We start from the raw sequence: 12,205 nt of genomic DNA, 5'->3' as shown, positions 1-12,205 counted from the left end.
TCCCGTTCCTTCGCCAGGCCCGGATCAGGCGTCGATCGACTCGCGAGACAGCCGGTCGGACGAGTCGATGATGAACTCGCGGCGCGGCGCCACCTCGTTGCCCATCAGGAGCTCGAAGACACGGCCCGCGGCCTCGGCATCCTCCATGCGCACCCGACGCAGCAGGCGGCCGGAGCGGTCCATGGTCGTGTTGGCCAGCTGCTCGGCATCCATCTCACCGAGACCCTTGTACCGCTGGATCGGCTCGTGCCAGCGCTTGCCGGCCTTGCGGAGCTTCGTCAGCAGCGCGTGCATCTCCTGCTCGCTGTACGTGTAGATCGTCTCGTTCGGCTTCGACCCCGGGTTCATCACGATGACCCGGTGCAACGGCGGTACGGCGGCGAACACGCGACCATCCTCGATCAGCGGTCGCATGTAGCGGAAGAACAGCGTCAGCAGCAGCGTGCGGATGTGCGCGCCGTCGACGTCGGCGTCGCTCATCAGGATGATCTTCCCGTAGCGAGCGGCGCTGAGGTCGAACGTCCGCCCGGAACCGGCACCGATCACCTGGATGATCGAGGCGCACTCGGCGTTCGACAGCATGTCGCCGACGGAGGCCTTCTGCACGTTGAGGATCTTTCCTCGAATGGGCAGCAGGGCCTGGAACTCGCTGTTGCGCGCGTTCTTCGCGGTACCGAGCGCCGAGTCGCCCTCGACGATGAAGAGCTCGCTGCGGTCCACCTCGTTCGTTCGACAGTCGACGAGCTTGGTGGGAAGAGTCGACGACTCGAGGGCGTTCTTCCGGCGCTGCGTCTCCTTGTGGGCGCGCGCGGACACGCGGGCCTTCATCTCGGAGACGATCTTGTCGAGCAGCTGCGACGCCTGGTTCTTGTCGTCGCGCTTGGTCGAGCTGAAGCGCTCCCCCAGGTCCTTGCGGATCACCTGGGCGACGATCGCGCGCACCGCCGGCGTGCCCAGGATCTCCTTGGTCTGGCCCTCGAACTGCGGCTCCGGAACGTTGACCGTCAGGACCGCCGTGAGACCGGCCAGGACGTCGTCCTTCTCGAGCTTGTCGTTGCCGACCTTGAGGCGGCGCGCGTTCTGCTCGACCTGGGTCCGCAACACCTTCAGGAGCTCCTGCTCGAACCCCTGCTGGTGGGTACCGCCCTTGGGCGTGGAGATGATGTTGACGAATGAACGGACGCGGGTGTCATAACCGGTGCCCCAGCGCAGCGCGATGTCGACGGCGCACGTTCGCTCCACCTCGGTGGAGACCATGTGCCCGTCGGCCTGTAGCACGGGAACGGTCTCCTTGAACGTTCCCTCCCCCTGGATGCGCCAGGTGTCCGTGACAGGAGGATCGGTCGCCAGGTACTCGACGAACTCCGAGATGCCGCCTTCGTACAGGTAGGAGGTCTCGACGGGGCCGAGCGTGGTGGTCTCACCGTCGGAATCAGGGATCGGGACGACCTGACCGGCAGCGCGCTCGTCCTTGACGACGATCTCGAGCCCCGGAACGAGGAAGGCCGTCTGGCGCGCCCGCGTCTCGAGCTCCGCGAGTTGGAAGGCCGCATCCTTCGTGAAGATCTGACGGTCGGCCCAGTAGCGCACGCGGGTTCCGGTGACGCCGCGAGGCGCCTTGCCGATGACGCGGAGCTCGCTGTTCTCCTGGAACGGTGTGAACGGGGCGTCGGGGCGCTTCTCTCCCGAATCCTTGAAGATGCCGGGCTCGCCGCGATGGAACGACATCGCATAGGTCTTCCCGCCGCGATCCACCTCGACGTCGAGGCGCTCCGAGAGCGCGTTCACGACCGATGCGCCGACGCCGTGCAGACCACCCGATGCGGCGTAGGAGCCACCGCCGAACTTTCCGCCCGCGTGCAGCTTGGTGTAGACGACCTCGACGCCGGTGAGGCCGGTACGCGGCTCGACGTCGACGGGGATGCCGCGGCCGCGATCATGGACCTCGACGCTGCCGTCGGCGTGAAGGATGATGTCGATCTTCGTGCCGTTGCCTGCCACCGCCTCGTCGACGGAGTTGTCGATGATCTCCCAGAGGCAGTGCATGAGGCCCGGCGAACCGTTCGACCCGATGTACATGCCCGGGCGCTTGCGGACAGCTTCGAGCCCTTCAAGCACCTGGAGATGGTGGGCAGAATACTCGGCATTCACAATCTCTGAGTCTATTCTCGCGACCTGCGCTCCAGCCGCAGACACTCCCCGCGCGCGTCCAGTCCGTTCCCGTCCCGTACGCGCTGAGCGAAACACGCCGCAAACCGGGCATGCACACAGGTGCAGCGTGGTTGTATTGACCAAATCAGCAAGCGAAGCCGACACCCGAGGAGGCACCGAGATGAATGCAACGACCGAACGTGACACCTCCACCATCGAGTTCCGTCTGACGGCCATGGATCGTTGCGATTCCTGCGGCGCTCAGGCGTACATCGCCGCCGAGGTGAACGGCTCCGAGCTCCTGTTCTGCGCCCACCACGGCCGCAAGTACGAAGAGAAGCTCCGCAGCATCGCGACCAGCTGGCACGACGAGACAGCACGCCTGATCCAGGCGGTCTGACGCCCGTCAGTCCTGTACGACCCGGCGGACCCGAGCGGTCAGCCGGGTGAGGATCTCCTCGCCCACCGTGTCGATACGCTCAGCGAGCGTGGTCGCAGACGATTCTCCGCGCTCACCCGCGCCGAACAGGGTGACCTCGTCCCCCACGCTGAGGCCCGGCCACCCGGCGACGACCGACGTCGTCTGATCGACGGCCATCAGATTCCGGGCACCGTCCGGCGTCCCCACGTCGACACCCCTGAGGGTCGAGGGGAAACCGTCGAAACTGCCGATCGAGATCACGGCGTCGCCTGCGTCGACATCGACGACGGTCGCCACCAGACTCGCCACCGGACGGACGCCCGGCAGCTCAGGGCCGTCGGCGGAACGGATGCCGTAGCAGAACGCTCCGATTCGCGACACCGTGCCGCGCATCTCGGGACGCCACCAGGATGCCGCTGAGGCGGTCAGGTGCAGCGAAGCGGGGACCGGCCCCGACTCCCCCACAACGCGCACCGCGTCCAGGAACACCTCTTGCGCATCGTCGTCCTCCTCGTCGCTCGCCTCGGCGATGTGACTCCACACGCCATCGAGTTCGAGGAGTCCTGCACGCTCCGCCGCCCGGGCCTCAGCCACCGTCGCTGCCCAATCCTCCGGCAGGATGCCGTTGCGGTGCAGCCCCGTGTCGATCTTCAGGTGCACGCGCGCGCACACGCCGAGGGCTTCGGCGCGGGTGATGATCCGCCGCAGGTAGGCGGTCGTTCCCACTCCGAGATCGATCTGCTGCAGGAGGGCGTCGTCGACCTCAGCATCCGTCGATGTCGCCCATGCGAAGATCCGCGCATCCCCGCCGGCGATGCGTCGAACGCTCAGCCCACCGGCGATGTCGTAGCTGCCGAACCGCTCGACGCCTGCCTGGACCGCCGTCTCGACGGCCCACGCGAGTCCGTGTCCGTATGCGTCGTCCTTGAGCACGAGCATGAGGGCCGACGGCGCGATCCGCGTGCGCACGGCCTCGATGTTCGTGCGGAAGACGCTGCTGCTGACGCGCAGCTCCGGGCGGCTCATGCCTCCCACCCCCGAACCGCGTGTGCACCGGCCACCGTAACGAGCTCCGCCGCCGCCATCCGGGTGACCGCGCTCCATCGGGCGAGTCCGTCCGCAGCGGTGCCGTGTCCACCGAAGTAGGTGACCTCCGCGCCGGCTTCGACTTCGGAGCCGGCGAGGTCGACGACGCAGACATCCATGGCGACGCGCCCGATGATGGGTCGCGCGACACCGTCGATGTCGACGAGCCCCTGGTTCCCGAGCGCTCGCACGATGCCCTGTGCGTAACCGCCCGTCACGAGCGCCACCGTCGTGTCTGCGGACGCGCGGTAGGTGTAGCCGTACGAGACTGCGTCGCCGGCACGAAGGCGCTTGGTGGACAGCACGCGGCCGGTGAGGCGCATCACGGGCTCCGTCACGAGGACGCCTGACTCATCAGGAAGTCCGTACAACAGAGTCGGATCGATATCGGCGTCGCCGGAGGTCACCCCGACGATCCCCTCCAGACGCAGCGCCTCGACCTCTCCGTCGGCGTCGACCAGCACCTGCTCCGCGCCGGCGGCGGTCACCGCCTGAGCGACAGCGAGCACGCCGTGCCCCCAGGCATCGCGACGCAGATCGGCGACGCGCCCGCCGGCGATCACCGCCGCTGACGCCCCTGCAGCCAGGGCAGACCGGGAGATGATCGCTCGCGGCAGGGCGCTGGAAGTCGTCTCACACACGTCCTCCACCCTAGCTTCCGACTCCCACGTGGACCTGCGCGGCCCCCGTAGACTGGTGGAGACCCCGACCCTGGAGCCATATGTCTCGTCTTTCCCTCACGCCCCGCATCCGCTACCTGCTGGGACGTGCCCGCCGCATCGATGTCGGATCGGTGGTGGAACGAGCGAAAGAGGCTTCGGAGCAGCACCACAAGGCCGTACCCGGCATCATCGTCGACATGCTGTGGTCCGCCGCCCGTCACAACGTCGGCTTCCAGGACTACATCGACTACGACTTCGCCATGCTCACCAAGGCCGAGCGCGAGACCTACATGACGCATCCGGTGTCGAACCAGCTCTCGCAGCGGTACGACCACCCGGACTACCGCTGGATCTTCCAGGACAAGGTCGAGTTCGACAAGCAGTTCTCCGCGTTCCTGAAGCGCGAGTGGATGGTCGTCGAAGAAGGCAACGCCGACGCCGTGCGTGAGCTCACCCAGCGCCTCGGCACGATCGTGACGAAGGAGCCGGTGGGGCAGGCCGGCACCGGAGTGCACCGCTACCACGCTGCCGACATCGAGGACTGGAACGAGTTCCACCGCGGACTGCTGGAGCGCGGCGAACTGCTCATCGAAGAGGTCATCCGTCAGCACGACGCCCTGGCGGCCGTGTGCCCCGGCACCGTGAACACCACCCGCATCACCGCGTTCTTCGACGGCGAGAAGGCGCACATCCTCGCGATGGCGCAGAAGTTCGGCCGCGGCGAGGTCAGCGATCAGATGACCTTCGGCGGCTTCTACACGATGCTCGATGAGAACGGCCACGCCGTGGGAGCCGGGTACGACTCGCACGGGCACGTGCACGAGACGCACCCCGACTCGGGTTTCCGCATCGCCGACTTCCAGTTGCCGTACATGGACGAGGTGCGGGCATTCATCGATGAGGTCGCCCGTGTCGTGCCGCAGGTGCAGTACGTCGGCTGGGACATCGTCGTGTCCCCCGACGGCCCCGTGCTCGTCGAGGGCAACTGGGGCGCCGGCGTCTATGAGAACAAGCCCAGCGTCACCGGCATCCGCACCGGTCACAAGCCCCGCTATCGTGAGGTCATCGGCTTCTGAACCATGAAGAGAAAGGCCCCGGGTGCTCGAGCGTCCGGGGCCTTCTTCGTGAGTTCCGAGAGATCAGATCGCGCGGACGATACCGAGCGGCGTGGACTCGAGGCCCTGGCCGAGCGGGTTGTCGCCGAGGATCTTCACCAGACGACGCTCACCGTCTTTGTCGAGCGTCGAACCGAGGATGTTGCCACCGAGATCGTTGATGTCGACCACGGCGACCTCCGCGTGACCGCCGACGAGCTTCTTGAGGCGGGCCGCGACACCGTCGGGATCCTTCGGCCCGAGCACGACCGCCTCGTTGTACGGCGGGATCGTGTGCTTGGTCGGTCCGTCGATCGCGCGTGCCTTATCGCCCGCGATGCGATAGAAGTCTCCCCGGCGACCGAACGCCTTGGTGACCGCCGCCACAGCCGAAGCGAAGAGGATCCGCGGCGTACCGCACTCCCGCAACGCCATCTCCATCGTCTCCGGCATGCCGAGCCCGATGCCGTACGGCGTGCGGGTGACGTACTTCGACAGGAACAACGCGAGCTTGCGCGGCTTGATCTCATCGAGACGGTACGACCGCCCCTGCGTGATCGCCACGATCTTCTCGGTCACGAACAGCAGGTCGCCCGGCTGCACCGCGTCCTTGGCGTACTCGGTGATGATCGCATCGAGGTCGTCCTCGGGCATGACCACGCGAGTGCGCAGCGGGATGCGCGCATAGTTCTTGCCGTCGACGCTCGCCTCGAGAGCCTTGCCGTCGTTCGCCTGGCTCATTCGAGGTAGTCCCGCAGGGACTGCGAACGGCTCGGGTGACGCAGCTTCGCCATCGTCTTCGACTCGATCTGGCGGATGCGCTCGCGCGTCACGCCGAACGTGTCGCCGATCTGGTCGAGGGTCTTCGGCTGACCGTCGCCCAGGCCGAAGCGCATGCGGATCACGCCTGCTTCGCGCTCGGAGAGCGAGTCGAGCAGCTGTTCCAGCTGACGCTGCAGCATGGTGAATCCCACGGCGTCTGCGGGGACCACGGCCTCGGTGTCCTCGATCAGGTCGCCGAACTCGCTGTCGCCGTCCTCACCGAGCGGAGTGTGCAGCGAGATGGGCTCGCGGCCGTACTTCTGCACCTCCACGACCTTCTCCGGCGTCATGTCCAGCTCGCGGCTGAGCTCTTCCGGAGTGGGTTCGCGACCGAGGTCCTGCAGCATCTGACGCTGCACGCGGGCGAGCTTGTTGATGACCTCGACCATGTGCACCGGGATGCGGATCGTCCGGGCCTGGTCGGCCATGGCACGGGTGATCGCCTGACGGATCCACCAGGTGGCGTAGGTCGAGAACTTGAAGCCCTTGGTGTAGTCGAACTTCTCCACAGCGCGGATCAGCCCGAGGTTGCCCTCCTGGATCAGATCCAGGAACTGCATGCCGCGGCCCGTGTAGCGCTTCGCGAGGGAGACGACGAGACGGAGGTTGGCACCGAGCAGGTGGCTCTTCGCGCGCTGGCCGTCGCGGGCGACCCACTGCAGGTCGAGTCCGAGCTGGCTCGTCTTCTCGGCCGCCGTCATCGCCGACAGCTTCTCTTCGGCGAACAGACCCGCCTCGATGCGCATGGCGAGCTCGACCTCTTCGGCCGCGTTCAGTAGCGCGACCTTTCCGATCTGCTTCAGGTAGTCCTTGACGGGGTCAGCCGTCGCACCGGTGATCTGCGTCGAGTAGACCGGGACGTCTTCATCGTCGTTCGACGAGATGACGATCGCGCCGGTCGGCAGCGGCTCGGTGAACTTCGGCTTGGCGTCTTCGTCCTCGTCGTCGTCGACAGCTGCCACGGCAGGAGCCTCGTCTTCTTCGACGACGTCCTCGGCCTTCTTCTTCTTGACGGGGGCGCGCTTTGCGGCAGCACGCTTCGCCGCGCTCAACGGCGCGGGCTTCTCGGGGGCATCGGCCTCGACCGGAGCGTCGGCGGTCGTCTCTTCGGCAGCCTTCTTCGTCCGGGTGTTCTTCGTCGTGGCAGGAGTCACGTTTCGCCTTTCACGGAGCTGCTGTGTAGCCCCGGGACATTTCGGACACTAGTAAGACCCTTGTCAAGTCCAGCGCTCGAAAACACTGATTGACAACGGGTCAGAGTCCTAGTATCGCACACGTGTGGCGATGCGGACGCATTCCGACGAAGTTCTCCCGTATCGATCTCAACCGCGACCGGGCTTGTCCTCGTCGCCGGACGGACGAGAGGCGAGGTAGCGCTCCAGCTCGGCCGCCAGCTCATCGGCGCTGGGCAGGTCGCGCTCGCTGAATCCGCCCTCGTCATAGGAATCGTCGTCGGGGTTGCGCCCCGCCATGTAGGCGTCGTAGCGACGCTCGAGGTTGTGCAACATCTGCTGCAGCTCGTCGTTCCCGGCGACCTGCTCCCCCACTCGGGTCAGGTAATCCTCGCGCCGCTCCTGCACCGCGTCGAGCATGAGCACCAGGCCCGTCGAGGCCATGAGCTTCTCGGCGGCGGCGATCACGGCATCGGGGTTCTCCGTCTCCGCGAGATAGTGCGGCACCAGGAGCACGAATCCGACGGCACGCTCGCCGCGTTCGATGAAGCGGTACTCGAGCAGGTGTCCCGCGGTGGCCGGCACCTGTGTGCGCGGCCTCCACACCGAATGCGCAACCGTGAGGTCGCGTCGGTTGCCACTCACCGTCGTGCCGATCGGACGCGTGTGCGGCACCGGCATGGCGATCGAGTGGACCCAGTGGAGCCCGGAAACCTCGAACTCCGCGGCCAGATCCAGCACCGTGCTCGCGAACGCGTTCCAGGCGAAGTCCGGCTCATAGCCGGCGAGCAGCAGGAAGGGCCGATCCAGGGCATCCGTCGCGAGGGAGAGCTCGAGCCGGGGCGGACGGAACTCGGTGAGGTGATCCTGATCGAAGGAGATCACCGGACGCCGTGCGCGATAGTCCAGCAGAGCGTCGTTGTCGAAGACGATGACCGGCTCGGGCGACGCGGTCTCGCGCAGGTGGTCGATGAGCCCGGAGACGGCGCTGCCCGCATCGGTGAAACCGGTGAGGAGAACCACCAGGGGCAGGCCGTGCGGCACTGTCGGCGCATTCGCGACACGTTCGTGGATCTCACCGGAGAAGGGCATGCCTCCATGCTACGAGCAGGTCCGGATACCGGGGCGCGACGCATCATGCTGAGAGCGAACACTCCCATGGGCGGCGGACGACCATGCTGCGGCGAAGATCCTAGGATGGAAGACATGACGCTTCCCGTGCTCTCGCACACCACCGCTCAGTTCCCCGGAAGCGCTGCAGATGCCGCAGTGCTCGTCGTCGCCACTCTTCCCGAGTCTGCGGAATCGCTGTCCGCCTACCCCGGCCTGGCGGACGCGCTGGCCGGCATCGGATTCACCGGCTCCGCCGGATCATTCGCCCGCGTGCACCTCCCCGAGGTCAGCACCTTGCCGTTCGCGGTCGTGGGAGCAGGCGACAAGCCCGATGCCGCCGCCGTGCGCAATGCGGCCGGCGCCGCGCTGCGCTCCCTCACCGGATTCGACCACGTCGCGCTCGGTCTCGCCGACGGCCTCGAGGGGTTCGCCCCTGCAGCGGCCGAGGGCGCGGTCCTCGGCGGCCACCGCTTCGACGGATACCGTTCCGAGAAAGGCAAGACCCGCGCCACCGCGGTCACCCTCCACGCGGTGCTCACCGATGAGGAGGCAGCCCATGCCCAGACCATCGGCGATGCGGTGGCGCTGATCAAGGACCTCGTCAACGTGCCTGCCGAGTGGCAGAGCCCTGCGCAGCTCGCGCAGAGTGCCGCCGACAGCGTCGCCGACCTCGACGTCACGGTCGAGATCCTCGACGAGAAGGAGCTGGCGGAGAAGGGCTTCGGAGGCATCCTGGGCGTCGGACAGGGCTCCGACCGACCGCCGCGGCTCGTGCGCCTCGACTACTCCCCCGCGGGTGCGAATCGACACATCGCCCTCGTCGGCAAGGGCATCACATTCGACACAGGGGGACTGTCCCTGAAGCCCGCGGCGTCGATGGTCGGGATGAAGTTCGACATGGCGGGAGCGGCCACGTCTCTCGCGGCGCTCCGCGCGATCGCCGCGCTGCAGCTGCCGGTGCGCGTGACGGCGTGGCTCTGCATCACCGACAACATGCCGTCCGGGCGAGCACTCCGTCCCGGCGACGTCATCCGCATCCTCGACGGCACGACCGTCGAGGTCCAGAACACCGATGCCGAAGGCCGCCTCGTCCTCGCCGACGGCCTGGTCGCGGCGAGTCGCGAGCAGCCCGATGTGATCATCGACGTCGCCACTCTCACGGGTGCGATCGTCGCCGCCCTCGGACACCGGCACACGGGCGTCTTCGGCGACGACGACACCGTCGCCGAGTTCCTCGCTGCCGCCGAGCACGTCGACGAGCCCGCCTGGCACATGCCGCTGCCGAGCTACATGGAGGAGTCCCTCGAGTCGCCCATCGCCGACCTGCAGAACGCGAACATGGGTGACCGGATGGGAGGTGCCTCGTTCGCCGGTCTGTTCCTGCGCCGTTTCGTCGGCCGCACTTCCGAGGCCGAGGACGCCCCGCGCACCCCCTGGGTCCACCTCGACATCGCCGGCTCCGGCGAGCACGGCGGATCACCGTACGGCTTCACGGAGAAGGGCCCCACGGGGGCGATGGTCCGATCGATCGTCGCCTTCGCCGCAGCATCCCACAAGGAGGCATGACACATGACAACCCACACCTTCGACGTCGTCGTCCTGGGCGGCGGCAGCGGCGGCTACGCCGCGGCTCTGCGCGCGAGTGAGCTCGGCAAGTCCGTCGCACTCGTCGAGAAGGACAAGGTCGGCGGCACCTGCCTGCACCGCGGCTGCATCCCGACCAAGGCGCTGCTGCACGCCGCCGAGGTCGCCGAGCATGTGCGCGACGCCGCCTCCGTCGGCGTCACCGCGACGCTGGAGGGCATCGATCCAGCTGGTGTCCGGGCATACCGCGAGGGCATCGTCGCAAAGAAGTTCAAGGGCCTCGAAGGCCTCGTGAAGGCCCGCGGCATCACGACCGTCGCCGGTCTCGGCCGACTGAACGCCGACCGCAGCGTCAGTGTCGGCGATGATGTGTACGTCGGCGCCGATGTGGTGCTCGCGACAGGCTCGTACAGTCGTTCACTTCCCGGCCTCGACATCGGCGGACGGATCCTCACGAGCGAGCAGGCGCTCGCGCTCGACGTCATCCCGGAGCGCGTCCTCATCCTCGGCGGTGGCGTGATCGGCGTCGAGTTCGCCAGCGTGTGGCGCTCCTTCGGTTCCGAGGTCACGATCATCGAGGCTCTGCCACACCTGGTTCCGAACGAGGACATCGCCCTCAGCAAGGGCCTTGAGCGCGCATTCCGTCGTCGCGGCATCCAGTACTCGCTCGGTGTCCGCTTCCAGACGGCGACGCAGGACGACTCCTCGGTCACCGTCACGCTCGAAGACGGCAAGGAGTTCACGGCCGACTACCTGCTCGTCGCGGTCGGACGAGGCCCCGTCACCGCAGACCTCGGATTCGAAGAGGCAGGCGTCACCCTCGACCGCGGCTTCGTGACGGTCGACGAGAACCTGCGCACCGGCGTTCCCGGGGTCTGGGCTGTGGGGGACATCGTTCCCGGCCTGCAGCTCGCCCACCGCGGATTCCAGCAGGGCATCGCCGTCGCCGAACGCATCGCCGGTCTGTCCCCCGCGAACATCCCGGACGCGCAGATCCCCAAGGTCACGTACTCTAGCCCCGAGGTCGCCTCGGTCGGCGTCACCGAGGAGGCTGCGATCGCCGAGCACGGTGCCGATGCGGTCGCCGCTTACGAGTACAACCTCGCCGGCAACGGCAAGAGTGAGATCATCGGGACGAGCGGGCTCGTCAAGGTCGTCCGGCTCAAGGACGGCCCCGTTCTCGGCGTGCATCTGCTCGGCGATCGCGTCGGCGAGCTCATCACCGAGGGACAGCTCGCTGTCGCCTGGGAAGCGCATCCTGAGGACATCGCCCCCCTGATCCACGCCCACCCGACCCAGAGCGAGGCACTCGGCGAAGCCTTCCTCGCACTGGCCGGCAAGCCCCTGCACGCCCTCTGAGCACCAACCGGTGCCCGAGTCACTAAGCTAGACAAGCGTCATACAACTTCTTGAAGGAGACTCAGTCATGAGCACATCCGTCGTCCTCCCCGCTCTCGGCGAGAGCGTCACAGAGGGTACGGTCACCCGCTGGCTCAAGCAGGTGGGAGACACCGTGCAGGCGGATGAGGGCCTGCTCGAGATCTCGACCGATAAGGTCGACACCGAGATCCCCTCCCCCGTTTCCGGCGTGATCGAGGAGATCCTCGTGGCCGAAGACGAGACCGTCGAGGTCGGTGCGCTTCTCGCGCGAATCGGCGATGGCAGCGAGTCGGCTCCTGCGGGAGATGCTCCTACTGCCGCCGAGGCTGCACCCGCTGAACCCGCGCCCGCCGAGGCCGCGCCCGCGGAATCCGCACCTGCTGCGGCCGAACCTGCCGCTGAGGCCCCCGCACCCGCCGCGGAGACGCCGGCTGCAGAATCCGCTCCCGCCGGCGACGCGACCGACATCGTGCTTCCCGAGCTCGGCGAGAGTGTCACCGAAGGCACCGTGACCCGTTGGCTCAAGCAGGTCGGCGACAGCATCGCCGTCGACGAGGCGCTTCTGGAGATCTCGACCGACAAGGTCGACACCGAGATCCCGTCGCCGGTCGCCGGTGTGCTGCAGGAGATCGTCGCCGGCGAAGACGAGACCGTCGCCGTCGGCGCTGTCCTCGCTCGCGTCGGTTCCGGCGCGGCAGCGGCAGCTGAGGCACCGGCCGC

General features: G+C 67.4%; 11 protein-coding genes. 5 read left to right on the top strand and 6 right to left on the bottom strand.

Annotated features, from left to right (window positions below; translation table 11 throughout):
* Window positions 1-24 precede the first annotated feature (24 nt).
* Complete coding sequence (locus tag ACNPM4_RS01195) at window positions 25-2,151, bottom strand: DNA gyrase/topoisomerase IV subunit B (RefSeq protein WP_029263259.1); 2,127 nt, start codon at window positions 2,149-2,151, stop codon at window positions 25-27.
* A 181-nt stretch (window positions 2,152-2,332) separates the two neighbouring features.
* On the opposite strand from ACNPM4_RS01195, the gene ACNPM4_RS01190 reads away from it, so the two are divergent.
* Complete coding sequence (locus ACNPM4_RS01190; RefSeq protein ID WP_029263258.1) at window positions 2,333-2,551, top strand: DUF7455 domain-containing protein; 219 nt, start codon at window positions 2,333-2,335, stop codon at window positions 2,549-2,551.
* A 6-nt stretch (window positions 2,552-2,557) separates the two neighbouring features.
* Here ACNPM4_RS01190 and ACNPM4_RS01185 read toward each other — a convergent pair whose 3' ends face one another.
* Window positions 2,558-3,598 carry an alanine racemase gene (locus tag ACNPM4_RS01185; RefSeq protein WP_448984418.1) on the bottom strand — a complete coding sequence of 347 codons (1,041 nt, stop codon included), beginning with the start codon at window positions 3,596-3,598 and terminating at the stop codon, window positions 2,558-2,560.
* Window positions 3,595-4,299 carry an alanine racemase gene (locus ACNPM4_RS01180; protein WP_262001010.1) on the bottom strand — a complete coding sequence of 235 codons (705 nt, stop codon included), beginning with the start codon at window positions 4,297-4,299 and terminating at the stop codon, window positions 3,595-3,597. The genes ACNPM4_RS01185 and ACNPM4_RS01180 overlap by 4 nt, the downstream gene beginning before the upstream one ends.
* 80 nt (window positions 4,300-4,379) lie before the next feature.
* On the opposite strand from ACNPM4_RS01180, the gene ACNPM4_RS01175 reads away from it, so the two are divergent.
* A complete protein-coding gene (locus ACNPM4_RS01175; protein WP_029263255.1) occupies window positions 4,380-5,396 on the top strand; it encodes a sugar-transfer associated ATP-grasp domain-containing protein in 1,017 nt (338 codons plus the stop codon).
* Window positions 5,397-5,459: 63 nt separating this feature from the next.
* Here ACNPM4_RS01175 and ACNPM4_RS01170 read toward each other — a convergent pair whose 3' ends face one another.
* From ACNPM4_RS01170 to ACNPM4_RS01160, 3 genes are all read right to left on the bottom strand, one after another.
* A complete protein-coding gene (locus tag ACNPM4_RS01170) occupies window positions 5,460-6,155 on the bottom strand; it encodes a coenzyme F420-0:L-glutamate ligase (protein ID WP_029263254.1) in 696 nt (231 codons plus the stop codon).
* A complete protein-coding gene (locus ACNPM4_RS01165; RefSeq protein WP_029263253.1) occupies window positions 6,152-7,390 on the bottom strand; it encodes an RNA polymerase sigma factor in 1,239 nt (412 codons plus the stop codon). The genes ACNPM4_RS01170 and ACNPM4_RS01165 overlap by 4 nt, the downstream gene beginning before the upstream one ends.
* Window positions 7,391-7,558: 168 nt before the next feature.
* Window positions 7,559-8,500 carry a proteasome assembly chaperone family protein gene (locus tag ACNPM4_RS01160; protein WP_029263252.1) on the bottom strand — a complete coding sequence of 314 codons (942 nt, stop codon included), beginning with the start codon at window positions 8,498-8,500 and terminating at the stop codon, window positions 7,559-7,561.
* Window positions 8,501-8,614: 114 nt separating this feature from the next.
* Between ACNPM4_RS01160 and ACNPM4_RS01155 the strand changes: the two genes are divergently transcribed.
* From ACNPM4_RS01155 to ACNPM4_RS01145, 3 genes are all read left to right on the top strand, one after another.
* Window positions 8,615-10,087, top strand: a complete 1,473-nt coding sequence (locus ACNPM4_RS01155) for a leucyl aminopeptidase (RefSeq protein ID WP_448984417.1) — start codon at window positions 8,615-8,617, stop codon at window positions 10,085-10,087.
* Between the two features lie 3 nt (window positions 10,088-10,090).
* Entirely contained in the window at window positions 10,091-11,464 is a 1,374-nt protein-coding gene (gene lpdA, locus ACNPM4_RS01150) for a dihydrolipoyl dehydrogenase (RefSeq protein ID WP_448984416.1), read from the top strand.
* Window positions 11,465-11,531: 67 nt separating this feature from the next.
* Window positions 11,532-12,205 (top strand): biotin/lipoyl-containing protein (locus ACNPM4_RS01145; protein WP_448984415.1); only part of this gene is annotated, 674 nt, incomplete at its 3' end.

The organism is Microbacterium umsixpiens (assembly GCF_053543675.1).
The sequence above is the reverse complement of the archived record's forward strand: the minus strand, read 5'-3'. Positions and strand labels throughout refer to the sequence as shown.